This window comes from Brachybacterium kimchii (assembly GCF_023373525.1).
Taxonomy (GTDB): Bacteria; Actinomycetota; Actinomycetes; order Actinomycetales; family Dermabacteraceae; genus Brachybacterium; species Brachybacterium kimchii.
On record NZ_CP097218.1, the window covers coordinates 2,057,182 to 2,082,610 of the forward strand.

The window sequence follows — 25,429 nt, forward strand, 5'->3', positions numbered from 1 at the left end:
CCGCGGCCTCCGCGTGCCCGCGGGTCATTCCCCGTGGGCGGCCTGGTAGCGCTCCTCGAACTCCTCGAGCGAGACCCCGCGGGTCTCGGGGACGACGCGCCAGTAGAACAGGAAGGCGATGACGTTGATGATCGCGAACACGAGGTACGTCCTCGCGCCGCCGAGACCGGCCATCATCGAGGGGAACACCGCCGCGACGATGCCGTTGAACAGCCACAGCGTGCCCACGGAGATGCCCTGCGCGCCGCCGCGGATCTTCGCGGGGAAGATCTCCGCGAGCAGCACCCAGGTGACGGTGCCGGCCTGCTTGGCGAAGACGAACAGGGAGACCACCACCAGGATCAGCCACGGCACGAGGGTGGGGATGGTGTCCGCGATCGACCCGTCGGCGCTCATGTGGGGCTCGACCCCGAAGTGGAAGAGCGCGGCGAGGGCGAACAGGGCGATCGCCACGCCGAGCTCCTGGGCCATGCCCACGTGCCGACGGGCGAAGCGGTAGACGACGTACAGCCCGACCGCCGAGCCGACGGCGGAGACGGCGCCCGTGACGACGTTCAGGGTGATCGCGTCGGCCGTGGAGAAGCCGGCCGCGCCGAGGATCGTGGGCATGTACCACATGGCGGTGTTGATGCCCGTGAGCTGGTCGAAGATCCCCAGCATGATGCCGATGAGGATGAGCCGGCGCGCCCAGCGCCGCCGGAAGCCCTGCCGCAGCGTCCACTCGACCTGCGTCGACTGCTTCTCCTCGAGCTCGACCATCTCGACGACCTCGTCGGCGACATCGTCCTTGGCGGGATCGCGCAGGGCCTTCAGGGTCCCGATGACCTCGTAGTACCGCTTGTTCGCGGCGAACCAGCGGGGCGACTCCGGCATCACCCGCATGCCCACCCAGAGCACGATCGCGGGGATCGTGGCGAGCACGAGCATCCACCGCCAGGCCTCGCCGTTGCCGCTCGAGACCACCACGCCCTCGATGTGCTGGAGCACGTCCCAGGACACGGTCTCCCCCGGCCGGTACGCGCCGGAGGGGTCGTTCTCGACGACGGCCTGCGGGGCCGAGTGCATGTGGGCGATGACGGCGTTCAGCGAGTAGGCGACGAACTGGCCGAAGACGATCATGAACTGGTCGACGGCCACGAGCGGCCCGCGGATCCGCTTGGGCGCGGCCTCGGCGAGATACAGCGGGACGGTCGAGGAGGCGCCGCCGACGGCCATGCCGAGGATGAAGCGGAAGGGCGCGATCACGGCGACGTTCGGGGCGAACGTGCAGCCCAGCGTGCCGACGACGAACAGGATCGCCAGCAGCATGATCGCCCGGCGCCGGCCGATCCGGTCGTTGAGCTGTCCGCCCAGCAGCGCCCCCGCGGCCGCGCCGAAGGCGAGCAGCGAGGTGACCAGACCCTCCTCCGCGGCGCTCAGCCCCAGGCCGCCGGCGGCGGTGGGCAGATGCATGTACGGCAGGGCGCCGGCGATGACGCCCGTGTCGTAGCCGAACAGCAGGGAGCCCATGGTCGCGATGGCCGCGATCACCAGCGGGCCGCGACGCCGGCCGGAGGCGGAGATCCGCGAGACCAGGGTCGGGATCTCGCCGGTGGTCGGGACGTGCCCGTCGGGCAGCTCGGAGCGGGGTGAAGACATCGTCGTCCTCCTGGGACAGCGTCAGGGCGGGGAGGGGCTCAGGGACGCTCGCGCGTGTCGACCGGGACGAACCCGTCGGCGGTGAGCGCCTTCTCGGCGGCCTCGCACGCGGCGGCGGCGAGGTAGCCGTCCCACGCGCGGGCCGAGCGCTCGGCGACGTTGGTGCCGCCGGCGACGGCGGCGATCCAGGCCTGGACCTCGGCGTCGTAGGCGTCGATGAAGCGGGGGCGGAAGTCCCCGGGGATCTCCCCACCCCAGCGCGAGCCCTCGAGGTGGGTGGTGACGCGGCCGGACTCCTGGCCGATGGTGGCGATGCCCTTCGAGCCCAGCACCTCGGTGCGCACCTCGTATCCCGAGGAGGTGTTGACGTAGAGCTCGTCGGTGACGATGCGGCCCGAGGCCGTGCGGAACAGCAGCAGCATCGGGTCGTGCTGGCCCTCGTCGGCCCGCGGGCCGGGGACGGGCAGGACCGCCTGCACCGCGGTGATCGGCTCGTCGAGGAAGTAGTGGATCGCGTCGACCTCGTGGACGGCGGAGTCGTACACCATCATCGAGTCGACGAAGCCCGGCAGCGTGGTCGCGTTGCGGTGCTTGCAGTTGACGATGCTGATCTCGCCGAGCTCGCCCGAGGAGATCGCGTCATGCAGCTCGGCGTACCCGCGGTCGAAGCGGCGCATGAAGCCGAGCGAGAGGTACTGGCCGCCCGAGGCCTTCTCGGCCGCGACCACCTGGAAGGCGTCCTCGGGGTTCATCGCGAGCGGCTTCTCGCAGAGCACGGGCTTGCCGGCATCGATGCAGGCGATCGCCTGGTCGCGGTGGAACTTCCCGGGGCTCGCGATGAGCACGGCGTCGACGTCGTCGGCGGCGATGAGCTCCTCGGGGGTGTCCACCACGCGCGCGCCGGGGACGGTGTCGGCGATCTCCTGGGCCTTGTCCGTGAAGTAGTCGGTCACGACGCTCACGCGCGCGCCCTTGATGCGGTCGCGGATGCGGGTGACGTGGTCGGCGCCCATCTGGCCGACGCCGATGACGCCGACGCGGACGTCGGCCGGGAGGGATGCGGAGGTGCTGGGGGTGGTGCTCATGGGGTCTCTCCTTCGAAACGGGACGGATGAGGGCGGCGCGGGAGCGGGGCCGACGGGAGGCGCGGGACGGGCCGTCAGGCCCCGTCGGCGCCCTCGACGAGGCGCGGGTCGGGGCCGAGCTCGTCCCAGGTGCCGCGCACCCAGGTCTGGTCGGGACGGTCGGTGATGTTCCAGGCCCGCTCGGCGCCGGGACCGGCCATCACGTTGAGGTAGTACATGGCGTGGCCGGGCGCCGCGGCGCACGGGCCGTGCCAGCCGTGGGGCACGAGCACGACGTCGCCGCTGCGGACCTCGACGAGCACTTCGATCGGACGCTCGGGGTCGGCCTGGGTGGTCTGGTGGTAGCCGAAGCCGGGGCCGCCGTCGGGCGCGTCCTGGATCTCGTAGTAGTAGATCTCCTCGAGCTCGGACTCGGGACGCTCCGGGTCCTCGACCGTCTCGTCGTGCTTGTGGGCGGGGTAGCTCGACCAGTTGCCGCCGGGCGTGATGACCTCGCAGGCGATGATCGAGTCGCAGTCGTCGAAGGAGCCGACGGTGCCGAAGTTGCGCACCTGACGGGTCATGTTCCCGCCGCCGCGGACCTCCACGGGGACGTCCTGGGCGGCCACGCGGGCCGCGGGGTGGAAGGAGGTCGCGACCGCGATGGCGAGGGCGAAGCGGCCGCCCTGCGCGCTGCGCACCGTGAGGGTGGACTCGATGCCCGCGTAGGCCACGTCGGTCGCCGAGGCGAAGACGTCGCTGCGCCCGGCGAGCTCGAACTCGTGGTCGCCGTCGCGGTCGGAGACCTGCACGCTGCAGGAGCCGCCGAGCGGCACCACCATGATCTCGGTGCGGCCGGTGCCCAGGCGCGCGGAGCCTCCCGGCTCGAGCGCGAGGACGCGCAGGCCGGTGTGGACCCAGTCCTCGCGCTCTCCGGGGTCGATGACGGTGTCGTAGGGGGCCTGCGCCGAGGTCCCCGCGGGGATGTGCAGCTCGCTCATGCTCTCGCCCTTCTGGTCGGGGTGGGTGTGCCTGGTCGGTGTGGGTGTGCTCGTGCCGATGCCTGCGCCCGATGCCGCGGGCGGCCGGGCATCAGCGGATCATGCTCGCGGCGGTGCTCACGGCCCCGCGCACGTCGTCGTCGGCCGGGTAGAGCAGGCTGCGGCCGACGACGAGGCCGCGCACGTTGGGCCGGGCGAGCGCCTCGCGCCAGGTCGCGTAGACGGCCTCCGGGTCGGTCGCTCCGGGGTCCCCGCCGAGGATCAGGGTGGGCAGCGTGGTCGCGTCCATGACACGGGCCATGTCCGCCACCGCGGGCAGCTTCAGCCACGTGTACGCGCTGGTCGTCCCGAGGCCCTGGGCGACGTGGATCGAGCGGATGACGGCCTCGGGGCTGAGGTCGTTGACGACCCTGCCTCCCTGCCGTGAGGACCAGAAGGGCTCGACCATGGCGATGAGCTCGCGCGCGGCGAGCTCGTCGATCGCCTCGGCGCTCCACTTCAGCGTCTTCGAGGTGCGGTCGTCGCCGAGGTCGATGCGGGTGAGCATCTTGCCTCCCGCGAAACCGGCCCGCGCGATGGACTCGGCGTCGTAGGAGGTGAAGCGGTCCTCGATCTCCCAGGAGCCGCCCTGCAGGCCGCCGCGGTTCATGGAGGCGAACACGACCTTGTCCTCGAGGGCGCCCATGAGCAGCAGGTCCTCGAGCACGTCGGCCGTCCCGAGCACGCCGTCGACGCCGGGCACGGCGAGCGCGGTGCGCATGCGGTCGAGCATGTCGGTGCGGCTGGCCATCGCCTCGGTGCGCGCGCCCACGCCGAGGGCCCCGCGGGCGGGGTGGTCGGCGGCGACGATGAGCATCGAGCCGTCGGTGTCGGCGACGGTGCGCCGCGCGCGGCGCGCGAGCAGCCGGCCGATCCGGCCCGGATCCTCGATGCGCACCCGGGTGACGTCCTCGTAGGTGGCGACGAAGGCGTCGTCCCCGGTCCCGGTCGGCTCTGCGGTGCCGGTCGACGGGGTCCGGCTGGTCGGGTCTGCTGTCATCGCTGCGCGTCCTCCCCGAGGCCGCGGGAGCGGATCCCCGCGAGCATCTGGTCGATGGTCTGGCCGTGGTTGGGGTCCCCGCCGTCCAGCAGCAGGTCGATCTCCTCGGTGGTCGGCATGGCCGTCGAGCACTCCAGACGGCTGGTGACGATCGCGCCGGCCGCGTTGCAGCGGGTGAGGGTCTCGGTGAGCGACTGGCCGCTGAGCAGGCCGTGGCACAGGGACCCGCCGAAGCTGTCCCCGGCGCCGAGCCCGTTGATCACCTGGATGAGGTTGGGGGCGACCTCGACGCGCTCGTCGCGGGTCTTGCCGAGCACGCCCTTGGGGCCCTGCTTGACGATCGCGATCTCGACGCCTGCCTCCAGGAGGGCGTCGGCGGCGCGCTCGGGCTCGGTCTCGCCCACGGCGACCTCGCACTCCTCGCGGTTGCCCACGGCGACCGTCGCGTGCTGGAGGGCGCGGCGGTACTCCTCGCGCGCCTCCTCGACGGAGGACCAGAACATCGGCCGGTAGTCGAGGTCGAAGACCGTGTGGCGGGTGCGGCCGCGTGCCTCGAGCGCCGCGTGGTGCGCGGAGCGGCTGGGCTCCTCGGAGAGGCCGGTGCCGGAGAACCAGAACAGCGGGACCTCGCGGATCGCCGCGAGGTCGAGGTCCTCGGGCCGGACCTGCAGGTCCGGTGCGCTGGGCCTGCGGTAGAAGTACAGCGGGAAGTCGTCGGGCGGGTAGATCTCGCAGAAGGTGATGGGGGTGTTGAGGTCGTCGGCCGTGATGACGAAGCCGTCGTCCACCCCGAGGCGCACGAGCTCCTGCTTCACGTACCCGCCGAAGGGGTCGTCCCCCACCCCGGTGATCACCGCGGGGCGGTGGCCCAGGCGGGCCGCGGCGACGGCGACGTTCGCGGGGCTGCCGCCCAGGAACTTGCCGAAGCTGAAGACGTCCTCGAGTCCGGTGCCCACCGCGAGGGGGTACAGGTCCACCCCGCTGCGGCCGAAGGTGATGATGTCGAGATCTGCTGCTGCCATGGAACTGATGCCTCTCTGCGGTCGTGCGACGTTGCGCGTGCCAACATGTTCCCACGATTCCTGATCTATGTCCATACAAATGGATCAGGGGCGGGGCGGCCGGGTGCTCAGAGCTCCCCGGTGAGGAACTGCGCGCGGCCGTGGCCGAAGGACCAGTCCTCCCGGCCGTTCTCCGCGACGGAGACGATGAGGTCCTCGGGCCGCACGAGCCCCTCCTCCCCCAGCCGCCGGGCGAGCTCGGCGAAGATCGCCTGCTTCTGCTCCTGCGAGCGCCCCTGCTGGAGGATCTGGATGATGGTCACGCCGTCGCTGCGCTCGATACCCAGCCCCGTGTCCTCCGCGATGATGCTGCCCACGGGCAGCTCCTCGAGGATCTGGTAGCGGTCCCCGGGCGGGGCCGAGAAGTGCTCGAGCATCACGTCCTGGACGACGTCCGCCAGACGCCGCTTCTGCTGGGGCGTGCGCCCCTCCTGCATGGTCATCCGCACCAGCGGCATGGGAGTCCTCCTCGTTCTCGGCGGGTCGCCCTGGGTCGACGGAGTCGTCGGGGCTCGTCGGGGGTGGCCGCCTCAGGCGCCCGAGGCCTCCGCGGCGGCGAGCAGGGTGCGGGCGCCGCGCTCGATGCCCTCGATGCGGCCGAGGGCGGCGTCCTCGTGCTCGATGTTGATGCTGAGGTCCGCGTCGACGGCCGCGAGGGCCTGCAGGAAGCGGGTCCAGTAGCCGACGTCGTGCCCCTCCCCGAGCGCCACGAACCGCCAGGCGGGATCCTCGGGCCAGGTCGAGCACCAGTGGCCGATGCCGGTGGGGGTGCGCTGGGCCGGGTCCTCGGGCACCGGGCCGAAATCGGTGTCGAGCACGCCGCGGGTCGCCGCCCCGGCCAGCACCGCCGTGTCCTTCGCGTGCACGTGGAGGATGTGCGACCCGAGGCGCTCGATGCAGTCGATCGGCTCCATCTGCTGCCAGAACAGGTGCGAGGGGTCGAGGTTCACCCCGATGTGCGTGGGCTCGACGCGCTCCACGAACTCCTCGAAGCTGGGCGGGCTGAAGGCGATGTTGCGCGGGTGCAGCTCGAGGGCCACCTTCACGTCGCGCTCGCGGGCCAGGGCGTCGATCCGCTTCCAGAACGGCACGGCGACGGACCACTGGTGCTCGAGGATCTCGAGTTCGATGCCGTTCCAGGGGTTCACGATCCACGCCGGATAGCGGGCGCCGGGGTCGGTGCCGGGCGTGCCGGACATGGCGACGACCTCGGGGACCTCGAGGGCGCCGGCGAGCTCGATGGTGCGGCGCAGGTCCTCGGCATGCCCGAGGCCCTCGCTGGGCAGCGGCGAGAGCGGGTTGCCGGAGACCGTGAGCCCGGTGAGGGCCATGCCCCGGTCGGCGAAGACCGCGAGGTAGTCGCGGCGGGCCCGCTCGCTCGCGAGCAGCAGGTCGACGGGCGCATGCGGGGAGGGGATGAAGCCTCCGGTGTTGACCTCCGCCCCGGTGAGGCCGAGCCCTGCGAGCACGTCGAGGGCCTCCTCGAGGGTGCGGTCCTGGAGGCAGGCGGTGTAGGCGCCGTAGGTGAATGCCATGGTGGAGGGTTCCTCTCGGTCGTGGGATGGCTGCGCGGCGGGAAGGGTCAGGCGATCTCGACGCTCGTGCCGCCGGCCCCGGCGGAGCGGGCCACGGCGTCGAGGATGCGCATCTCGCGGTAACCGTCGGCGAAGCTCGCGCAGGGCGGCAGGGCGCCCTCGTCGATCCCGGCGACCTGCTGCAGGAAGGCGTGGGCCTGGTAGGTGAACTGCTCGATCTGGTTGAGGCCGACGCCCGCGAAGGCCATCGACGACCCGTTGCCGAAGTACGGGAAGCCGGGGTTCGCGAGCACCTGGCGGAAGCCGCCGAGGCCCGCGGGGCTCGAGCCGTCGGCCACACGGATCTCCCCGGTGCGGGCGAGGTCCCAGCTCGCCGAGCCGTGGCTGCCGGAGACGTCGATCATCATCTGGTTGGGCCGGCCGAAAGCCACGCGGGAGCAGGAGAAGGTGCCGGCGGCGCCGCTCGCGAAGTGGGCGGTGAACGTCGCGACGTCGTCGTTCTCGACGGGCTCGGTTGGATCGTCGGCGCTCGCGGTGACGCCGCGGCCGCCCGCGACCGCGCCGCTCGCGACGGGGCGCTCGGTGATCGAGGTGGTGAGCACCGCGCCCGAGACCGAGGCGATGGGGCCTCCGATGAGCTCGGCCGTGTCCACGAGGTGGCTGCCGATGTCGCCGAGGGCGCCGGTCCCCATCGGCCCCTTGTACCGCCAGGCGATCGGGACCAGCGGGTCGGCGCCGTAGTCGCACCAGTAGCGGGCGTCGAGGTGGTTGACCGTGCCGAGGGCGCCGTCGGCCACGAGCCGGGCGAGCTGGGCGACGGCGGGGTTGCGGCGGAAGGTGAAGCCGGTGGCCAGCACGAGGTCGGGGTGGGCGGCCTCGAGCACGGCCATGGCCTCGGCGTCCTCGAGGGTGCCCGCGAGCGGCTTCTCGCACAGCACGTGCTTGCCCGCGGCCACCATCGCCTCGGCGATCTCGCGGTGCAGGGCGTTGCCGACCACGATCGAGACGACGTCGATCGAGGGGTCGTCGGCGACCTCGCGCCAGTCGCCCACGGCCGTCTCGTACCCGTAGTGGGCGGCGGCGTCCTCGGCGAAGGGCAGGTGGGCGTCGGCGATCGTCGCCAGGCGCACGGGCGGCAGGCCCAGGCCGAAGACGGTGCCGGCCTGGCGCCAGGCGTTGGCGTGGGTGCGGCCGGCCATGCCGGCTCCGATGACGGCGACGGAGAGGGGCGAGGTGCTCATGGGGAGTCCTTCCGGTGGGTGCGGCGGGTTCGGCGTCGACGGCCGGCCGCCGGGGTACGTGGAGAGCCGAGCGGCGGGCCGGCGGGGAATCGTGGTGCCACGGTGCGCGGATCCACCCTGCCGGACGTTCCTTGTCCGGTCAAAGTGCTCGTCACGTCCGATAGCCGAGGACCGTAGCACGCCATCGCCGACCAGGGAAGGCCTGTTCGCACGCGATCCGAAGGGCTCCGCACCTCATCGGCGCGGATGTCGGTGCACGCCTTGAACCCGCCACCGCATCTCGCTTGTCAATACAAAAGATTGACATGCAGGTCCGGTTGTCGGCATGCTGTTCCCACGACCCACCGCCGAGTCGTCAGGTCCCGGCGGTCGCACGAATCCCGGACCGCCCAGGGCGGCCGGCCGTCCCGTCCACGGAGGCAGCATGAGTGAGCACAGCGGAAACGTCAGCGGCGCCCAGGAGGGCGCGACCATCCGCCTCACCGTCGGCCAGGCCCTCGTCCGCTTCCTCTCCGCCCAGTACACGGAGCGCGACGGCGAGCGGCAGCGGCTGATCGCGGGCACCTTCGGGATCTTCGGCCACGGCAACGTGGCGGGCGTGGGCCAGGCCCTCCTGCAGAACGCGGTCGACCCCGCCGACGGCGAGGCCGAGATGCCCTACTACCAGGCGCGCAACGAGCAGAACATGGTGCACGCGGCCGTCGCCTACGCGCGCACCAAGAACCGTCTGCAGACCCTCGCCTGCACAGCCTCCATCGGCCCCGGGTCGACGAACATGGTCACCGGTGCGGCGCTCGCGACGATCGACCGGATCCCCGTGCTGATCCTGCCCAGCGACGTCTTCGCCAGCCGCGCCGTGGACCCCGTGCTCCAGCAGCTCGAGGACGAGCGCGCCATGGACGTCACCGTCAACGACGCCTTCCGCCCCGTCTCCCGCTTCTTCGACCGCATCTGGCGCCCCGAGCAGCTCATCCCGAGCGCGCTGGCGGCGATGCGCGTGCTCACCGACCCGGCCGAGACCGGCGCCGTCACCCTCGCGCTCCCCCAGGACGTCCAGGCCGAGGCCCACGACTGGCCGCTCGAGTTCTTCCGCGAGCGCACCTGGCACGTCGGCCGGCCGGTCCCCGAGCCCGCCGCGCTCGAGCGCGCCCTCGCGGTGATCCGCTCGGCCAGGCGGCCCCTCGTCGTCGCCGGCGGCGGCGCGGTCTACTCCGAGGCGAGCGCGGCCCTCGCCGCCTTCGCCGACGCCACCGGCATCCCCGTGGCCGACACCCAGGCGGGCAAGGGCGCGATCAGCGCCGACCACCCTTCGAGCGTCGGCGGCGTGGGCGCGACCGGCAACGACGCGGCGAACACGCTCGCCGCGGAGGCGGACGTCGTGATCGGCGTCGGCACCCGGTACACGGACTTCACGACCGCCTCGCACACCGCCTTCCGCAACCCCGACGTGCGCTTCGTGAACCTCAACGTGAAGGCCTTCGACGCCGCCAAGCACTCGGCGGAGATGCTCGTGGCCGACGCCCGCGCCGGCCTCGAGGCCCTCACCGCGGGGCTCGCGGGCGAGAAGGCCCCGCAGGAGCACCGGGACCGGGCCCGCGAGCTCGTCGCCGCCTGGGAGGAGCGCAGCGCACCCTGCTTCGCCCCGCACGACCAGGAGCTGCCCGCGCAGACCGAGATCTTCGGCGCCCTCAACGAGCTCTTGGGGGACGAGGACATCGTCATCAACGCCGCGGGCTCGATGCCCGGCGACCTGCAGGCGCTGTGGCGGGCCCGCACTCCCCTGCAGTACCACCTCGAGTACGGCTACTCGTGCATGGGCTACGAGCTGCCCGCGTCCCTGGGCGCGAAGCTGGCGGCCCCGGACAGCGAGGTCGTCGCGATCATCGGCGACGGCACCTTCCAGATGGCGCCGCAGGAGATCGCGACGATCGTCGCCGAGGACGTGAAGGTCATCCTCGTGATCCTGCAGAACCACGGCTGGTCCTCGATCGGCTCCCTGTCCGAGTCCCACGGCTCGCAGCGCTTCGGCACCAAGTACCGCATGCGCAACGAGAAGACCGGCCTGCTCGACGGCGCGAAGCTGCCGATGGACATCGCCGCGAACATCCGCTCGTACGGCATCGAGGTCAGCGAGGTCTCCTCGACGGACGACTTCCGCGCCGCCTACCGCCGGGCCGAGGACTCCGAGCACGCCGCCGCGATCGTCGTGAACACCGACCTGTACGGGCCGAACCCGCCCGGCATCGGCTGGTGGGACGTGCCCGTCTCCCAGGTCTCCCGCCTGGGCTCCACGCAGGAGGCCTCCGCGCGCTACGAGGCGGAGAAGGCGCCGCAGCGCCACTACCTGTGACCCGCGGGCCGCGCCCGCGCACCGCCGACACCGCCGACAGAACCCCCTTCATCACCGCTCCACCCGAGACCACACCATCCGAGACCACCACGGAGGAACCATGACCGACGTCAAGCACTGGATCGACGGCCGCGAGGCCGAGGGCACCGGCTCCACCCAGCCCATCCTGAACCCGGCGACCAACGAGGAGATCGCGACCCTGCACCTGGGCGACGCGGGGACCGTCGACCAGGCCGTGCAGGTCGCCGTGGCCGCCCAGCGCGAGTGGTCGAAGGTCTCGCTCGCCAAGCGCACCCAGATCATGTACCGGATGCGCCAGCTGCTGATCGACGCGACGGACGAGATCGCGGAGGTCATCTCCCGCGAGCACGGCAAGACCGTCGCCGACGCCCGCGGCGAGATCGCCCGCGGCCAGGAGACCCTCGAGTTCGCCACCTCGATCACCCAGGACCTCAAGGGCGGGTTCTCCGAGAACGTCTCGACCGGCGTGGACGGGTTCACCTTCCGCCAGCCGCTCGGCGTCGTCGCCGGCATCACGCCCTTCAACTTCCCGGCGATGGTGCCCTTCTGGATGCACCCGATCGCGATCGCCACCGGCAACGCCTTCATCCTCAAGCCCTCCGAGCGCGACCCCTCCGCCTCGAACATCGTCGCGCGCCTCTACCAGGAGGCCGGGCTGCCCGACGGCGTCTTCCAGGTCGTCCACGGCGGCAAGGACACGGTCGACGCGCTGTGCACGCACGAGCAGATCGCCGCGGTCTCCTTCGTCGGCTCGACCCCGATCGCGAAGCACGTGCACGCCACCGCGTCCGCGGCCGGCAAGCGGGTGCAGGCCCTCGGCGGCGCGAACAACCACGCCGTGGTGATGCCGGACGCGAACGTCGAGTTCGCGGCCGCGCAGGTCGCCTCGGGCGCCTTCGGCTCCGCGGGCGAGCGCTGCATGGCCGTCCCGGTCGCCGTGACCGTCGGCGACGCCCACGAACCCTTCCTCGAGGCGATCGCCGCCGAGGCCGCGAAGCTCACCGTCGGCCCCGGCTCCGACCCGGCGACCGACATGCCGCCGGTGATCACGAAGGACGCCCGCGAGCGGGTCGTCCGCATGGCCGACGAGGCCGAGCAGGCCGGCGGCCGGATCGTCGTGGACGGGCGCGGCCTGGTCGTCGAGGGCTTCGAGAACGGCAACTTCGTGGGGCCGACGGTCGTCACCGACCTCCCCGCCGATCACCCCACGTACACCGAGGAGGTCTTCGGGCCGCTGCTGGTGGTCATGCACGTCCACAACTTCGACGAGGCCATCGAGCTCGTGAACTCCTCGCGCTTCGGCAACGGCACCGCGATCTTCACCGGCTCCGGCCACTACGCGCGCCGCTACCAGGAGGAGGTCCAGGTGGGCATGGTCGGCATCAACGTGCCGATCCCGACGCCGGTGGGCTACTACTCCTTCGGCGGCTGGAAGGACTCGCTGTTCGGCGAGCACCACGCGCACGGCCCCGAGGGCCTCGAGTTCTACACGAAGCAGAAGGCGGTCACCTCGCGCTGGCCCCGCCAGGACGAGCACGTCGAGGCGTCCATGAGCTTCCCGACGCACGACTGAGACCCGCTCCCACCGCCCCATCGAAGGAGATGACCCCGTGACCTCTGCGCACTCCCCCGCGCCCACTCCGGCGACCACCGACCTCTCGCGCAATCCCGAGGCGCCGTTCGACCGCCTGACGATCGGCGTGTGCCCGGACCAATGGGGCGTGTGGTTCCCCCAGGACGAGCAGCAGATCCCCTGGCGCACGGCGCTCGCGGAGATGGCCGAGGCCGGCTTCTCCGTCATGGAGACGGGACCCTGGGGGTACTTCCCCCAGGACGCCGCCGACCTGAAGCACGTCATGGACGAGCACGGCTTCCGCGTGGTCGCGGGCACCGGCTGGGGCATCCTGCACAAGGAGGAGGCCTGGCCGGAGACGGAGCGCACCTTCCGGGCGATCGCCGAGACCCACGCGGCCGTCGGCGCGGAGTACATGGTGCACCTGCCCCCGCTGTACCGCGACGACAAGACCTGGGAGTTCACGGACGACCGGCAGCTGACGGGCGAGGCCTGGAAGCTCTACGTCACCCACGCCAACGAGCTGGGGCGGATCCTCAAGGAGGACTACGGGCTGACGATGGTGCTGCACCCGCACGGGGACAGCCACATCGAGACGCCCGAGGAGATCGCGCGCGTCTTCGAGGCGACGGACCCGGATCTGGTCTCGTTCTGCCTGGACACCGGGCACGTCGTCTACGGCGGCGGCGACCCGGTCTCGATGATCGACGAGTACCCCGACCGCATCGGCTACGTCCACATCAAGGCCTTCGACGCCGACATCACCCGCGAGGCGCACGAGAAGGACTGGCCCTTCGGGCAGACCGTGGCGAAGGGCGCCTCGGTGCGTCCGCCGGCCGGGCTGCCCGACATGAAGGACCTGGTGGCGAAGCTCGCGACGCTCGACAAGGACCTCTACGTGATCTGCGAGCAGGACCTCTACCCCTGTGATCCGTCGCTGCCCCTGCCCAATGCCGTGAAGACCCGCGAGTTCCTGGCCGAGTGCGGCCTGGGCCTGAAGCACGCCTGAGACGAGGGAGACCCCCATGGTGAAGGTCCTGCTGGATCCGAGCATGTACCACCCGCACCTCTCCGTCGCGCAGGAGGTGCACAAGGCGGCCGAGCTCGGCTTCCGGTACATCGAACTGTCCCCGCGCGCCGACTTCCACGAGTGGCACCACTACCCCAAGGTGGACCGTCACCAGATCGCCGAGGTCGCTCAGGCGATGAAGGACACGGGGGTGCGGATCTGGACGTTCAACCCCGTCTTCGACTGGTCGAACCCCGATGAGCAGGAGCGCCAGGCGCAGGTGCGCAACTGGCGGCGGCTGCTGGAGATCGCCGACGCCCTCGAGGTGCCCATGATCGCCACCGAGCTCTCCGGGGACCCGAACCAGCCCCGGCGCAGCGAGTCGCAGTTCTACCGCTCCATCGAGGAGCTCATCCCCGACTTCGAGCGCTACGGCATCGAGTGCACGGTCGAGGCGCACCCGTACGACTTCGCCGAGACGAACGAGCGCGCGGTGCAGATCGTGCGCGGCGTGGACCGGGACTGGTTCAACTACGAGTTCTGCTTCCCCCACGCCTTCCACCTGGGCGGCGGAGCACCGGGCGCGCCGGGCGCGAGCGTGCGCGACATGCTCGACTACGCGGGTGACCGCCTGCGCCACCTGCACATCGCCGACGTCTTCGACCACACGGCGAACGTGGGCAACCGCTACATCGTGAACCCGCCCGGGGTCGACGCCCGCGTGCACCAGCACAACGAGATCGGCAACGGCGAGATCGACTGGGACGACGCCTTCTCCGCCCTGCGCGAGCGCGAGTACGACGGACCGGTGTCCGTGTGCGTGTTCGGCTGGGAGGAGGACGCCGACGCCATCAACCGCCGCATGCGCGAGCGGATCCTCACCGAGCTCGGAGGGGAGTGATGGCGGTGGAGGCGACGAACGCGGAGAACAGCCCGCGCTCCCTCGGGGTGGGCGTCGTGGGCCTGGGCTGGATGGGCCGACTGCATGCGAGCTCGTACCGGAACCTGGCGGCGCGCTATCCGGAGCTGGGCCTCGCCCCGCGCCTCGTGTGCGCGGCGGACCCGCTGCCCGAGAACCAGCGCGCGGCGCGCGCGCAGTTCGGCTTCGAGCGCGCGGTGGACGACGTCGAGGAGATGCTCGCCGACCCGGAGGTCGACGTGGTCTCGATCGCGACGCCGAACTTCCTGCACCGGGACGTCGCCCTCCCGGCCGCCCGCGCCGGCAAGCCCTTCTGGATCGAGAAGCCGATGGGTGTGGATGCGGCGCAGAGCCGCGAGATCCACGAGGCGGCGCGCGCGGCGGGCGTCGCGACCGCGGTCGGCTTCAACTATCGGCACGCTCCGGCCGTCGAGCACCTGCGCGCACTGGTCGCCGCCGGGAGGCTGGGGCGGATCACGAACGTGCGCTGCTGGCTCTACGCCGACTACGCCTCCTCGCCCGACGGCCCGCTGACCTGGCGCTACGACCGTTCCCGGGCAGGAGCGGGGGTGATCGGCGATCTGCTGAGCCACGGCACGGACCTCGTCCAGTACGTGACCGGGCAGGGCATCTCCGAGGTGAGCGCTGCGACCGACGTGTTCCTGCGCGAGCGTCCGATCCCGACGTCGGCCGGGGTGGGGCACGGCGCCGTCGAGGTGGGGACCGAGCGCGGCGAGGTCGGCAACGAGGACTGGGTGGCGGCGCTCGCGAACCTCGCGGACGGCACCCGGGCGACCCTCGAGTCCTCGCGCGTGGCGCGTGGGCATCGCAGCGACTACGCCCTCGAGGTGTACGGGACCGAGGGATCGGCGCGCTGGTCCTTCACCCGGATGAACGAGTTCGAGGTGATGATCGGCGACGGCGGCCTCGAGCACGGGTACACGACGGTCCTCGCGGGCGCGGGGCACGGCGACTACGGGCGCTTCCAGCCGGGTCCCGGCATCCCGATGAGCTTCGACGACCTCAAGGCGATCGAGTGCGCGGAGTTCCTGACGGATGTGGCCGGCGAGGGCGGCGGGGCCGGCGGCGCCGCCAGGCCCGCCAGCGGCTCCGGTGCCGCTCCGAACACGGCCGACGGGCTCTCCGCGGCGGAGGTCACCGAGGCGATCGCGCGCTCGGCGGCCTCCCGCAGCTGGGTCGAGGTGCCGCAGGTCGAGGGGACCACCTGGGGCGCGTGATCACGCCGGACTGCGCACGAGTGCAGGTGACGGCGGAGGTGGAGGTGTGTTCCGGGCTCGGATTCAGGCGGAGTCCCTGAGGGCACCGAGGTCCTCGTCGGGACGGCCGAGCGCGTCGAGACGGTCGAGCTCCTCGAGGATCTCGCACTCGTCGACGAAGCGCCGTCCCTCCGGCCCGCGCTCCTCGAACACCTCGTCGTCGGGCCCGAAGCTCGCGAAGGCGGCGGCGGTCATCCGGTCCTCGTCCTCCGGGGAGAGGTCCGCGTAGGGGTCGCGCGCGGGAAGGTCCTCCCCTTCGACGAGCATCCGCAGGTGGCGGCGGCTGCGCACGGGGTTCACTGCGTCGGGGCAGGCCGCCGGATCGGCGTCACCGACCGCTCCCCCGCCGGCCCTGGCACTCGCTGAACCGAGGATCTTCGCGGGATCGTGGGCCAGGCCGGTGAGCGACGGCGGGGTGACGGTCGCCGTGGCGCCGAGGCGACTGGTCCAGGTCACGTGGTGGCTGCCGTCGGCCGACGGCACGTGCTCGACGCGGCCGAGCGCCTCCTTCGTGAGATTGCAGTGCGCGCACAGGCCCTGACCGTTCGCGACGCTCGTCGGCCCGCCCTCGGCGACCGGCCGGATGTGGTCGGCGTGGCGGATCGGCGCGCCGCAGTACGGGCCCACGCAGCTGACATCGCGCAGCCGCATGTACAGCTTGAGGCCCTCGGGGAAAGCACGCGAGCGGGAGTCCATCGCGATCAGCTCGCCCGTGGTCGGGTGCGTGAACACGCGGCGCAGGGAATCGCCCATCTGCTGCTCGAAGCGCGCGAGGTCGTGCTCGATCTGCTCGCGCGAGGGCGTGCTCCGAGCCTCTGCCGGAGAGGGCGGGTTCGGGGGCACCGGGGCGGGGCGCGACGGCGGGCCGCTCGCGGCGATCTCACCGGTGAGGAGCGGTGGCGCACCACGGTCCCGGCGCATGATGTCGATGATGTCGAGGGTTTGCCTGCGTGGGGTCGTTCCCGGACTCTGCCGATCGTGACCAGCACCGAGGCCCGTGGTTCCGTCTGCTGCGACGGCTCCGTGCACATGCTCGGGCCCCGATGCGGCTCCCTGTTCATGGACCGAGCCGGCGAGGGGCCGGCCGGAGGCGGTGCGCCGTTCCGGGAAGCGCTGGTCGAGCACGTGGTCGCGCACCTGCGTGGCCTCGACCAGGCCGTACCCCTCGACGACGGCGGGTTCGCCGTGTGTGGGCGTGAACAGGGAGCGCTCGGAGATCACCACGTTGATCGCGAAGTGCACCGGGTCCATCGTCTCGTCGCGGCCCAGCAGGGTGTCGGCGAAGAGATCGGCCATGAGCTGGCCGTGCGTGCGCTCGTCACCCTGGACCTGCAGGGATTCGGCGGCGAGGGCGAGCTTGCGGCGGATCGCGGCGCAGTCGGGGCCGGGGAGCACCGCGGTGACGGTGCCCATGCCGTGTGCACCGGGGGTGACGGTGACGCCGCGCTGCTTCGCGGCACGCCTGTGGCGCTCCGGTCCGCCGCGCGGGTCGAGCTTCTGGGCGAGCGCACCGACCTCCTGCGACCAGCGCGCGGGGGTCGAGCCGTCGAGATCGGGCAGGTGCTCGGCGAGGACGTCGTCGACGTGGCCGCGCAGCTCGGGCTCGACGGGCCCGGTGGAGCGGCCGACGGCGTATCCGGCGTCGGCCTGCATCGTTCCGCGCGCGAGGGCCTCGAACATGCGGGGCATCTCGCGGGTCATCCGCTGCCCGGCTCGCAGTCTCCTCGAGGCCGCGGCCGGTGAGATGCGCGAGGCCATCTGGATCTCACCGGTGGTGCGCCGGCCCTGGTCCCTCACGGGCAGGCCCGCGCGCACGTCCTGCGCGCGGATCGCATCGTCGAGCTCCGACATGGTGCGCATCTCGAGCGCGGCGAGGGCCGAGCGCATCTCGTCGATGCCCACGAGCACGCGCGAGAGATCGGCTGCCTCGAGGGCCGCCGGGCCGATGAGCGCCGCGTCGGCGATCGCCGAGGTCGTCTCGCGCAGGTCGATGGTGCCTGCGTCGATCCTGCCCGCGTCGATCGCGCGTGCGTCGATGGTGCGTGCGTCGTCCGTGCGGCCGTCCGACGCGGAACGGAGCAGCACTGCCCCGTCCGCCGAAAGACTGATCCGGGACGACGCATCCGACGCTCCCGGCCGCGCGGGCACCGCGGCTGGGCGGGCGGCGATGCCGTCCGTCCCAGGTGCGGTCGCGCCGTGCGCGCCGAGGTCTTCGTCGTCCATGGCACCCATGCTCCTCGGGGGGACCGACGAACGAAGGGCTGCTGTGGACTCCCGCCAATGTGAGCTGCATCACTCGCCGGGGGTGGGCGACACCAGGCACGCGCGGCGCCCGACGCGCCGCCCGGCACCCTCGGATCAGACGAGGTCGGCCGGATCGACGAGGAAGCCCTCGAGGTCCACGATGTACCCGCCGACGGTCTCGACGATCAGGCCCGCGAGCAGGCCGATCCTGCGATAGATCTCGGTCCAGCGGGCGGCGGTCGCGTCGTCGGGGACGTCGATCTCGGCATCGAGCTCGTCGAGCACCTCGTGCACGATCTCGTAGTCGACCGCGCCCTCGAGCCAGGGCAGCGCCTCGAGCGCCGTCGGCCGGGACGTCGGGCCCACGCGCAGGAGGATCTCGTCCTGCGGATCGTCGGCCGACGGGGCCAGGAGCACCGCGCCGGCGCCCGCCGTGGCGATCCCGGAAGCATCGCCCGCGTCGCCGATCGGGATGCGCAGCATGTACCCGGTGGTGTCGGCCTCCGGCGGAGGCGTGACGAGCTCCGCAGCCGGCTCCACCGACTGCACGAGCGCGAGAAGGTCCTGCGCGAGCAGCGCGTTCGGGCTGGTCACGAAGAGATCCCGCACATGGCACGGGTGCGGCTCGAGCCGTGCGTGCGCATCGGTGACCACGGCGCCGTCGAGCCGCCGCGCGAGCGACCAGGCGAGATCGAGGGCCTCGCGCTCGTCGCCGAAGGGCATGCCGTCCGCGAAGGCGCGGCCGTAGCCGTGGGAGTCGGGGAGGCCCTCGGCGGGCTCGCTGTCGCGCACGCGCGGGGTGCGCAGCGTCCAGCGGCTCGGTCGTCGCGCGTCCTCGACGAGGACCGCGCCGCCGCCGATGTCGATGCCCCCGTCCTCGAGCCGGGCATCCGGCAGGACGTTGCGGATCATCGTCAGGACCGTCTCGGCGGGCGTGCCGTGGGGCAGCTGGAGCCGGTGCGAGGTCACCGCGCGGGTGCCCGTCGCGCCTGCGCCGGGCTCACTCGTCATCGTCGGGTCCCACCGTGTCCACCGTGCCCACCGGGTTCTCCGGGTCGACCGGGATCAGCGTGCGGTGGAAGTTCATGTGCGAGCGGGACGCGGTGGGCCCGCGCTGCCCGCTGTAGCGGTTGAGGTTGCCCTCGCTGCCGTAGGGGTTCTGCGAGGCCGACGAGAGCCGGAAGAAGCACAGCTGCCCGATCTTCATGCCCGGCCACAGTGCCACAGGCAGCGTCGCCATGTTCGACAGCTCGAGGGTGATGTGCCCGGTGAAGCCCGGGTCGATGAATCCCGCGGTCGAATGGGTGAGCAGTCCCAGGCGCCCCAGGGAGCTCTTGCCCTCGAGGCGCGCGGCGATGTCGTCGGGGAGCGTGACCTGCTCGTACGTCGAGGCGAGCACGAACTCCCCCGGGTGCAGCACGTAGGGCTCCTCGGGGTCGACGGCGACCTCTCGGGTCAGCGCCGGCTGCTCGACCGCCGGGTCGATCATCGGGTACTTGTGGTTGTCGAAGAGCCGGAAGAAGCGGTCGATGCGCACGTCCACGGACGCGGGCTGGACCATCGAGGCGTCGAACGGGTCCAGTCGCACCCGACCGCTGTCGATCTGGGCGCGGATGTCGTTGTCGCTGAGCAGCACGGGGCAACCCTATCGGGCGAGCGTGACGTGCACGGCAGCGTCCGCGGACGGTTTCGCGCCGGCGCGGATCGCACGCTATGCTGGATCCCGTTCGACTCGCCGACGGGCACGTTCCCGCAGGTCGAGGAGGATGCGCGGGTGTAGTTCAATGGTAGAACTTCAGCTTCCCAAGCTGACAGCGCGGGTTCGATTCCCGTCACCCGCTCCATGCGATGAGAAGGCCCCGGTGAGTGATCACCGGGGCCTTCGTCGTGGCGACCGTCAGCCGCTCCGGCCGCAGCACCCGCCGCAGCATGGGCACCGCAGGGGCGAGCCCGCGGCCGCGCGTCAGGACGCCGTCGCGGACTCGCGCCGGTCCTCGTGCCTGCGCCGGAAGTCCTGCTCGATGTCCTCGAGCGTGCGGTCCTTGGTCTCCGGAGCCACCCGCCACACCCAGATGAACGCGACCACCTGAAGGGCGACGAAGATGAGCACCGTGGCACCGGCGCCGATCGCCTCGGCGAGCACCGGGAAGGTGAGGCCCACCAGGAACGTGAACATCCACAGCACCCACGTGCACAGGCCCATCCCGGCGCCGCGCACGCGCAGCGGGAAGATCTCCGAGAGGTAGAGCCAGGTGACCGTGCCGATGCAGCACTGCATGAAGCCCACGAAGACCACGATGCACGCGAGGATCGCGAAGGGGCGCGCAGGGCTGCCCTCGGGGATCAGCTGGAAGGCCAGGGCGAAGCACGCGAGGGAGCAGATCGTGCCGCCGAGCCCGGTCAGGAGCATCCGCTTGCGGCGCGCGGTGCGCAGCAGCACCATCGCCAGGCCCACCGCGCCGACGCCCACCAGACCGGGGATGATGTTCGCGTAGAAGGCGCCGTTGCCGCCGAAGCCGGCGCTCTCGAGGACGCTGACCCCGTAGTACTGGATCGCGTTGATGCCCGAGATCTGGTTGATCACCGCCATCCCGAGGCCGATGCCCAGGATCCTGCGCATCCAGGGGCTGACGAGGATGTCGCGCAGCGTCCCCGATGCGGCCTGGTAGTCCTCCCGCGCGAGCTCGCGCACCTCGCTCAGCTCGTCGGAGCTGTAGGCGTCGCCGCGGATGTCTCGCAGCACCTCCTGGACGCGGTCGTAGAGTCCCGCGCGCGCGAGCCACCGGGGCGACTCGGGGACCGTGTGCATGCCGATCCACAGCGCGATCGCCGGGAGCGTCGCGAGCGACAGCATGTAGCGCCAGACGTGACCGGTCTCCGGCATGAGCGTCGCCAGCAGGGCGTTCATCATGAACGCGAGAGCCTGCCCGGTGACGATCATGAACTCGTTCTGCGCGACGACGCGCCCCCGCAGATGGGTCGGCGCCATCTCCGCCAGGAAGACGGGGACGATCGCCGACGCACCGCCGACCGCGAGGCCGAGGACGAAGCGGAAGAGCGCGAGGACGGCCGCGCTCGGCGCGAGGGAGCAGCCGATGGTCGCGAAGGCGAAGACCACCGCGAGGCCGACGATCGAGGGGCGCCTGCCGAAGCGGTCCGCGATCCGGCCGCCGAACACCGCTCCCCAGGCCGCGCCGAAGGGCAGGATCGAGGCCACGAGCCCCTCGGTGAGACTGGTCAGCTGCAGGTCGCTGCGGATCGACGGCAGGGCGCCGTTGATGACGCCGGTGTCGTAGCCGAAGAGCAGTCCGCCGAACGTCGCGATGGTCGCGATCGTCCGCATGCGACCGGGGAGCTTGCCCGAGGTGAGGTCCCTCCGGGATTCATGACCCGACATGTTTCGTCCTTCCGACAGCGTCGTCGTCCTTCGAGACGGCACGACACTACCTCAGACGGAATCTTTTGTCAGGACATGCCGTGCGCCCGCTCCTCGAGCTGGACGAGCAGGGCGCCCGCGTAGGCGTCCTCGACCTTCCGGGCGCGGATCTCGCGCGACTCCTCGGGGCCGGACAGCGTCACCACGTGCACCAGGTGTCCGGAGGCGGAGCGCTCGCAGCGCAACTGGGCGAAGTGCGTGCCGAGCGCCTCGCGCAGCTGGTCCTCGCGCGGGATCCAGATCGCCTCGTCCTCCTCGATGGAGTCCAGGGCCCACTCGGTCGTGCCGTTGAAGGTGAAGAGGGGCTCGCCGCGGCGACCGCGACCGGGCTCGACGACCATCGAGGAGAGCATGAAGGTCTGCTCGCGCAGATCGGGCACGTCGATGGTGAAGCGGTCCCCCTCGGCGGGCTCCCAGGGGAGGCCGAGGTCTCGCAGTCGTCGGGCGATGTCGACATCGATCACGTTGCGAGTCTAGCCGCGCGGGGCCGGCGATGGCCGGTCGATGCGACGTCCGACGGCCGCCGTGCGCGCCCCTCCCCGACCCCTCGCCGGACTCTCCCCGGGCGTTCACGGGGCGCTCACCGCCCGCGTCCCGGCCGATCAACCCGGGATCGAGCTGACACGGTGCAAGAATATGTCCATGCCCAAGATCATCGGAGGCTCCCTGGAGGAGCATCGCGAGCGGACGCGCGAGAAGATCTTCTCCGCGCTCGGCGAGCTCATGGAGACCGAGCCCTTCGAGGACATCACGTTCTCCCGCATCGCCACCGTCGCCGGTGTGGGGCGCACCGCGATGTACAACCACTTCCCCGACAAGGACACGCTCCTGGTCGAGTACACGATGCACGAGACCAGCGACTACCTCGACCAGCTGCGCGAGGGCATCGAGGGCGCCTCCACGCCCATCGAGGCGATCGAGCTCTACGTGCGCACCCAGCTGGGACTGAGCACGTCCTTCCACGTCTCGAGCACGCGCGGGCGCGTGAACCTCGACCCGGACATCGCCCGGAAGATGCGCGAGCACGTCGTGCTGATCGAGAAGGTGCTCCACTCGATCCTGGACGACGGCGTCGCCTCCGGCGACTTCAGCGCCGATCTGGACGTGGACGCGAGCCTGCGCATCATCAACGCGATGCTCATCGGCCGCACCCTGCCTCCGGGGACCGACGAGACCGCGCTCGTGCGCTTCATCCAGAGGGCGCTCGGCGCGAGCGTCTGAGACGAGCCCGGGTCAGGGCACCGCGGTCAGGGCACCGCGCTCAGCGCTTCTTCTTCGCGCCGCGTCCCTTCTTCTTCCGACGTGACGAGCCCGAGGCCGCCGCTGCGCCCGCTCGCGCGGACGCATCGGCTCCGTCGGTCTCCTCGTCGTCGTCCGCCCAGTCCATGAGCAGGGGGTTCGTCGACTCGGCGGCGTCCTCCCCGTCGTCCTCGGCCCGGGAGAAGAGGGGCTTGGAGTCCTCCCCGAAGTCGTCCTCGAGGTCCGTCTGCGGGGCGGTGATCTCGTAGAGCCAGCAGGCGCCGAGCGCGAGCAGCGCCACGAGCGCCACGCCCCAGCGCAGGAACTCGTTGGTGCCGTCGATCATCGCGTTGATCATCGAGGCCACCGAGAGCACGCCGATCAGGGAGCCGACCAGCGCCGCCATCGAGATGAAGGTGCCCAGGGCGTTGCGCAGGCCGCCCATGAGCACCGTGGTGCCGAGCGCGCCCGAGTGGCCCCACGAGCCCGGGCCGCCGTAGCGGCCGCTCTCGATGACGCGCACCGACGAGGTGCTCAGGCCCGCGGCGAGCGTCGAGGCCACGGCGGTCGCGAGGGCCGCGAGCACCAGGGTCCCGACGAAGGCCGGGAGGGCCGACGGGCCCAGGCCGAAGCCCGCGACCACCGGCATCAGCGCAGCGATCGCGACCGGCGCGAGGGCGGCACGGCGCGAGGTGAGCGGGAGATCGTCGAAGTCCATGGTGTCGCGGCCGTCGAGGATCGCGGCGCGGGTCTCGACGACGGCGGCGACGCCCAGGCGGCGCAGACCGTGCAGCAGCGAGGAGGCGATCAGGGCGATCGTCACCACGCCCAGGGCGATCCCGCCGAGCACCGCGACCGAGTCGGGCGTCATCGCGTGCAGGGCGCGGTCCTCCCAGACGCTCTTCGCGCGCGAGGCGCCGGCGACCGCGGCGACGATCGTGGCGAGGAAGGGCAGCGCGGCGAGGGCCGCGACCAGCTGGACGCCGACGGCGGTCTCGGCGCCGCCGGTGCGGCTCGCGTCGCGCCACGGCTCGGCCGTGCCGGGACGGTCCGCGAAGGCGCCCGACGTGTGCAGGGCGGCGCTCGCGGTGATCACCACGAGTCCGCCGAGGCCCGCGAAGGCCACGAGCGAGAGCGCCAGGGCCGGGACGCCCTCGGCGAGCACCACGAGCACCGCCAGCACGAGCGCGCCGAGCGCGAGGACGCCCGCGGCCGCGAGTGCCGCGGTGCCCAGCACGGTCATCGCGCCGAGGGCCCCGCCGGTGCGGCTGCTGCGCGCGGCCCGCAGCGAGGCGGACTGGTGCGGGTCGAGCACGCGCGCGGCGAGGAGCTGGGCGAGCAGCGTGATCACGGCGCCCAGGGCCAGGCCCAGTGCGGCGAGCGCGTTGGGGTGGGTGCCGTAGAGGGTGAGGGTGTCCAGGAAGGTGTTCGCGTAGTGCGACTCGTCGGTCGCGGTGATCCACTGCGACATGTCGGAGATCGCCGAGGTGATCTGGCTCTGCAGGTCGCTGCGGGGCACCGGCGAGTCGGAGCCCGTGAGGGCCTTGTCGGTGAAGCTGCCCATGCCCACGGCGGTGAAGCGCAGGTTCTGGTAGCTCGAGGGCAGCCACAGCGCGACGCCCGCGATCATCCCGCCGACGCCCAGCAGGGCCGGCACGAGCTGCCCGGCGCGCAGGGCCGTGCGCTCGCGGCCCTCGCGGCCGGTGTGCGGGAACAGGGCGACGACGAGGGCGACCGCGACGGCCACCGTGAGCGCGAGGATCGTGATGCCCAGGCCGTGCGTCGCGAAGACGGGAACGGAGACGCGGATGCCCGCGGCCGCGAGGGCCGCCGTGAGCGCGACCAGCGTGGCCGCGCGGGCGGGGCCACGGCGCAGCAGCTGCGCGAGGCGCAGGTGGGGACCGCCCGGGTTGGTCTCGTCCTCGGCGTGGATCTCGTTCTCGTCGGAGCCGACGAGCATCGTCGCGGCATGACCCGTGCCATGGGCGAGGGAGGCGATCGCGTGCAGGGCGAGCGCGTAGACGGCGGCGCCCGCGGCGTAGGCGATGATCGGCGAGGCGGCGTCCTCGCGCATGAAGTACACGGACAGCGCGACGGGCAGTGCGCCGATGCCCAGGGCCGTCGCGACGAACAGGCCGCCGAAGCGGGAGATCGCGCGCGGACGGTCGCTCGGGGCGATCCCGAAGGCGCTCATCATCATCCCGCTCGCGCGCCAGGCGGCGAGCGCGCCGGCCATCAGGCCGATGAGGAAGAAGCCGATGCGCAGGATGCGCACGTCGGACGAGCCGGGGACGAGCAGCAGCAGGAGTCCCGCGGGCACCCCGACCCAGCCGGCGACGACGGTCGCCGTGGTGACGAGCGAGCCCAGCCGGCGCCCCAGATCCCGGTCGACCGCGGGGTCGCCGGTGTCCGAGTCCTCCTCGGTGAGCAGGTCCGGGTCGTCCTCGTCGGCCGGGGCGATGCCCTCCTCGGCCTCGTGCGCCTCGAGGTCCTCGGCGCTCTCGGTGCTCGCTGCGTCCGCCGCGCGGGCCGACCCCTTCCTGCTCGCGCGGGACTCCGCGCGGCGCCGGGCCACGGCCGCCCCGTGATGGGCGAGGCGCGGCGGGATGATCGCGCCGAGCACGATCGCGGCGACGGCGAGGACGCCGAGCACCAGGAGCAGGACGGCGTTGTCCTCTCCGAGAGCGAAATCGGTGATGAACTCCACGGGGTCTCCTGCCTGGTGGGACGGGCCGAGAGGACGGGCCCGTCGGATCGTTCCTGACGGATCGTGCCTGGGGAG

Annotated in this window: 20 protein-coding genes and 1 tRNA gene; 7 read left to right on the plus strand and 14 right to left on the minus strand. The window is 72.1% G+C overall.

Translation table 11 applies throughout. The features are described 5' to 3' along the window. Positions 1–24: 24 nt before the first annotated feature. From M4486_RS09775 to M4486_RS09810, 8 genes are all read right to left on the minus strand, one after another. Entirely contained in the window at positions 25–1,638 is a 1,614-nt protein-coding gene (locus M4486_RS09775; protein ID WP_249480943.1) for an MFS transporter, read from the minus strand. A gap of 38 nt (positions 1,639–1,676) precedes the next feature. Then, positions 1,677–2,723 (minus strand): Gfo/Idh/MocA family protein, encoded by a 1,047-nt coding sequence (locus M4486_RS09780; RefSeq protein ID WP_249480944.1) that lies wholly within the window; start codon positions 2,721–2,723, stop codon positions 1,677–1,679. Between the two features lie 74 nt (positions 2,724–2,797). Then, entirely contained in the window at positions 2,798–3,703 is a 906-nt protein-coding gene (gene iolB, locus M4486_RS09785; protein ID WP_249480945.1) for a 5-deoxy-glucuronate isomerase, read from the minus strand. A gap of 91 nt (positions 3,704–3,794) precedes the next feature. Further along, entirely contained in the window at positions 3,795–4,742 is a 948-nt protein-coding gene (locus M4486_RS09790; RefSeq protein ID WP_249480946.1) for a Cgl0159 family (beta/alpha)8-fold protein, read from the minus strand. After that, positions 4,739–5,764, minus strand: coding sequence for a 5-dehydro-2-deoxygluconokinase (iolC, locus tag M4486_RS09795; RefSeq protein ID WP_249480947.1), 1,026 nt, complete (start codon positions 5,762–5,764; stop codon positions 4,739–4,741). The genes M4486_RS09790 and iolC overlap by 4 nt, the downstream gene beginning before the upstream one ends. A gap of 107 nt (positions 5,765–5,871) precedes the next feature. Continuing rightward, complete coding sequence (locus M4486_RS09800; RefSeq protein ID WP_249480948.1) at positions 5,872–6,261, minus strand: tautomerase family protein; 390 nt, start codon at positions 6,259–6,261, stop codon at positions 5,872–5,874. Between the two features lie 72 nt (positions 6,262–6,333). Beyond that, positions 6,334–7,338 carry a sugar phosphate isomerase/epimerase family protein gene (locus M4486_RS09805; protein WP_249480949.1) on the minus strand — a complete coding sequence of 335 codons (1,005 nt, stop codon included), beginning with the start codon at positions 7,336–7,338 and terminating at the stop codon, positions 6,334–6,336. Between the two features lie 47 nt (positions 7,339–7,385). Then, a complete protein-coding gene (locus tag M4486_RS09810; RefSeq protein WP_249480950.1) occupies positions 7,386–8,579 on the minus strand; it encodes a Gfo/Idh/MocA family protein in 1,194 nt (397 codons plus the stop codon). Between the two features lie 424 nt (positions 8,580–9,003). Between M4486_RS09810 and iolD the strand changes: the two genes are divergently transcribed. The 5 genes from iolD to M4486_RS09835 all read left to right on the plus strand — a co-directional run bounded on the left by iolD (position 9,004) and on the right by M4486_RS09835 (position 15,689). After that, positions 9,004–10,929, plus strand: a complete 1,926-nt coding sequence (gene iolD / locus M4486_RS09815) for a 3D-(3,5/4)-trihydroxycyclohexane-1,2-dione acylhydrolase (decyclizing) (RefSeq protein ID WP_249480951.1) — start codon at positions 9,004–9,006, stop codon at positions 10,927–10,929. 100 nt (positions 10,930–11,029) lie between these two features. Continuing rightward, positions 11,030–12,523: a CoA-acylating methylmalonate-semialdehyde dehydrogenase gene (locus M4486_RS09820; protein WP_249480953.1), complete on the plus strand. Its 1,494-nt coding sequence runs from the start codon at positions 11,030–11,032 to the stop codon at positions 12,521–12,523. Positions 12,524–12,560: 37 nt separating this feature from the next. After that, positions 12,561–13,532 carry a TIM barrel protein gene (locus M4486_RS09825; RefSeq protein ID WP_249480954.1) on the plus strand — a complete coding sequence of 324 codons (972 nt, stop codon included), beginning with the start codon at positions 12,561–12,563 and terminating at the stop codon, positions 13,530–13,532. A 16-nt stretch (positions 13,533–13,548) separates the two neighbouring features. Beyond that, positions 13,549–14,433, plus strand: a complete 885-nt coding sequence (locus M4486_RS09830) for a sugar phosphate isomerase/epimerase family protein (RefSeq protein ID WP_249480956.1) — start codon at positions 13,549–13,551, stop codon at positions 14,431–14,433. 5 nt (positions 14,434–14,438) lie between these two features. Beyond that, complete coding sequence (locus M4486_RS09835; RefSeq protein ID WP_429798334.1) at positions 14,439–15,689, plus strand: Gfo/Idh/MocA family protein; 1,251 nt, start codon at positions 14,439–14,441, stop codon at positions 15,687–15,689. A gap of 63 nt (positions 15,690–15,752) precedes the next feature. On the opposite strand, the gene M4486_RS09840 is transcribed toward M4486_RS09835, so the two are convergent. The 3 genes from M4486_RS09840 to dcd all read right to left on the minus strand — a co-directional run bounded on the left by M4486_RS09840 (position 15,753) and on the right by dcd (position 19,608). Continuing rightward, positions 15,753–17,951, minus strand: a complete 2,199-nt coding sequence (locus tag M4486_RS09840) for an HNH endonuclease (protein WP_249480959.1) — start codon at positions 17,949–17,951, stop codon at positions 15,753–15,755. Positions 17,952–18,086: 135 nt separating this feature from the next. Next, positions 18,087–18,983, minus strand: a complete 897-nt coding sequence (locus tag M4486_RS09845) for a hypothetical protein (RefSeq protein WP_249480961.1) — start codon at positions 18,981–18,983, stop codon at positions 18,087–18,089. Next, the gene (gene dcd / locus M4486_RS09850) at positions 18,973–19,608 is read right to left on the minus strand and encodes a dCTP deaminase (protein ID WP_249480962.1); all 636 of its coding nucleotides are present in this window, start codon (positions 19,606–19,608) and stop codon (positions 18,973–18,975) included. Before dcd ends, M4486_RS09845 begins: the two co-directional genes overlap by 11 nt. A gap of 134 nt (positions 19,609–19,742) precedes the next feature. Here dcd and M4486_RS09855 point away from each other — a divergent pair. After that, positions 19,743–19,816 (plus strand) — tRNA-Gly (locus tag M4486_RS09855). A 119-nt stretch (positions 19,817–19,935) separates the two neighbouring features. On the opposite strand, the gene M4486_RS09860 is transcribed toward M4486_RS09855, so the two are convergent. Both M4486_RS09860 and M4486_RS09865 read right to left on the minus strand, forming a co-directional pair. Beyond that, positions 19,936–21,369, minus strand: coding sequence for a sugar porter family MFS transporter (locus M4486_RS09860; RefSeq protein WP_249480964.1), 1,434 nt, complete (start codon positions 21,367–21,369; stop codon positions 19,936–19,938). A gap of 68 nt (positions 21,370–21,437) precedes the next feature. Continuing rightward, positions 21,438–21,872, minus strand: a complete 435-nt coding sequence (locus M4486_RS09865) for a hypothetical protein (RefSeq protein ID WP_249480965.1) — start codon at positions 21,870–21,872, stop codon at positions 21,438–21,440. A 178-nt stretch (positions 21,873–22,050) separates the two neighbouring features. Here M4486_RS09865 and M4486_RS09870 point away from each other — a divergent pair, with 178 nt between their 5' ends. Then, positions 22,051–22,629, plus strand: coding sequence for a TetR/AcrR family transcriptional regulator (locus tag M4486_RS09870; protein ID WP_249480967.1), 579 nt, complete (start codon positions 22,051–22,053; stop codon positions 22,627–22,629). Positions 22,630–22,669: 40 nt separating this feature from the next. Here the strand turns inward: M4486_RS09870 and M4486_RS09875 are convergent, their stop codons facing one another. Further along, positions 22,670–25,354 (minus strand): pyrophosphatase, encoded by a 2,685-nt coding sequence (locus M4486_RS09875; RefSeq protein ID WP_249480968.1) that lies wholly within the window; start codon positions 25,352–25,354, stop codon positions 22,670–22,672. Positions 25,355–25,429 lie beyond the last annotated feature (75 nt).

Excerpts from the sequence above, each read along its gene's own strand:
- M4486_RS09790 (WP_249480946.1), bottom strand. The coding sequence starts at position 4,742 with ATGACAGCAGACCCGACCAGCCGGACCCCGTCGACCGGCACCGCAGAG.
- M4486_RS09810 (WP_249480950.1), bottom strand. The coding sequence starts at position 8,579 with ATGAGCACCTCGCCCCTCTCCGTCGCCGTCATCGGAGCCGGCATGGCC.
- M4486_RS09820 (WP_249480953.1), top strand. The coding sequence starts at position 11,030 with ATGACCGACGTCAAGCACTGGATCGACGGCCGCGAGGCCGAGGGCACC.
- iolC (WP_249480947.1), bottom strand. The coding sequence starts at position 5,764 with ATGGCAGCAGCAGATCTCGACATCATCACCTTCGGCCGCAGCGGGGTG.
- iolD (WP_249480951.1), top strand. The coding sequence starts at position 9,004 with ATGAGTGAGCACAGCGGAAACGTCAGCGGCGCCCAGGAGGGCGCGACC.
- M4486_RS09800 (WP_249480948.1), bottom strand. The coding sequence starts at position 6,261 with ATGCCGCTGGTGCGGATGACCATGCAGGAGGGGCGCACGCCCCAGCAG.
- M4486_RS09830 (WP_249480956.1), top strand. The coding sequence starts at position 13,549 with ATGGTGAAGGTCCTGCTGGATCCGAGCATGTACCACCCGCACCTCTCC.
- M4486_RS09845 (WP_249480961.1), bottom strand. The coding sequence starts at position 18,983 with ATGACGAGTGAGCCCGGCGCAGGCGCGACGGGCACCCGCGCGGTGACC.
- M4486_RS09870 (WP_249480967.1), top strand. The coding sequence starts at position 22,051 with ATGCCCAAGATCATCGGAGGCTCCCTGGAGGAGCATCGCGAGCGGACG.
- M4486_RS09840 (WP_249480959.1), bottom strand. The coding sequence starts at position 17,951 with ATGGACGACGAAGACCTCGGCGCGCACGGCGCGACCGCACCTGGGACG.
- iolB (WP_249480945.1), bottom strand. The coding sequence starts at position 3,703 with ATGAGCGAGCTGCACATCCCCGCGGGGACCTCGGCGCAGGCCCCCTAC.
- M4486_RS09860 (WP_249480964.1), bottom strand. The coding sequence starts at position 21,369 with ATGTCGGGTCATGAATCCCGGAGGGACCTCACCTCGGGCAAGCTCCCC.
- M4486_RS09780 (WP_249480944.1), bottom strand. The coding sequence starts at position 2,723 with ATGAGCACCACCCCCAGCACCTCCGCATCCCTCCCGGCCGACGTCCGC.
- M4486_RS09775 (WP_249480943.1), bottom strand. The coding sequence starts at position 1,638 with ATGTCTTCACCCCGCTCCGAGCTGCCCGACGGGCACGTCCCGACCACC.
- M4486_RS09805 (WP_249480949.1), bottom strand. The coding sequence starts at position 7,338 with ATGGCATTCACCTACGGCGCCTACACCGCCTGCCTCCAGGACCGCACC.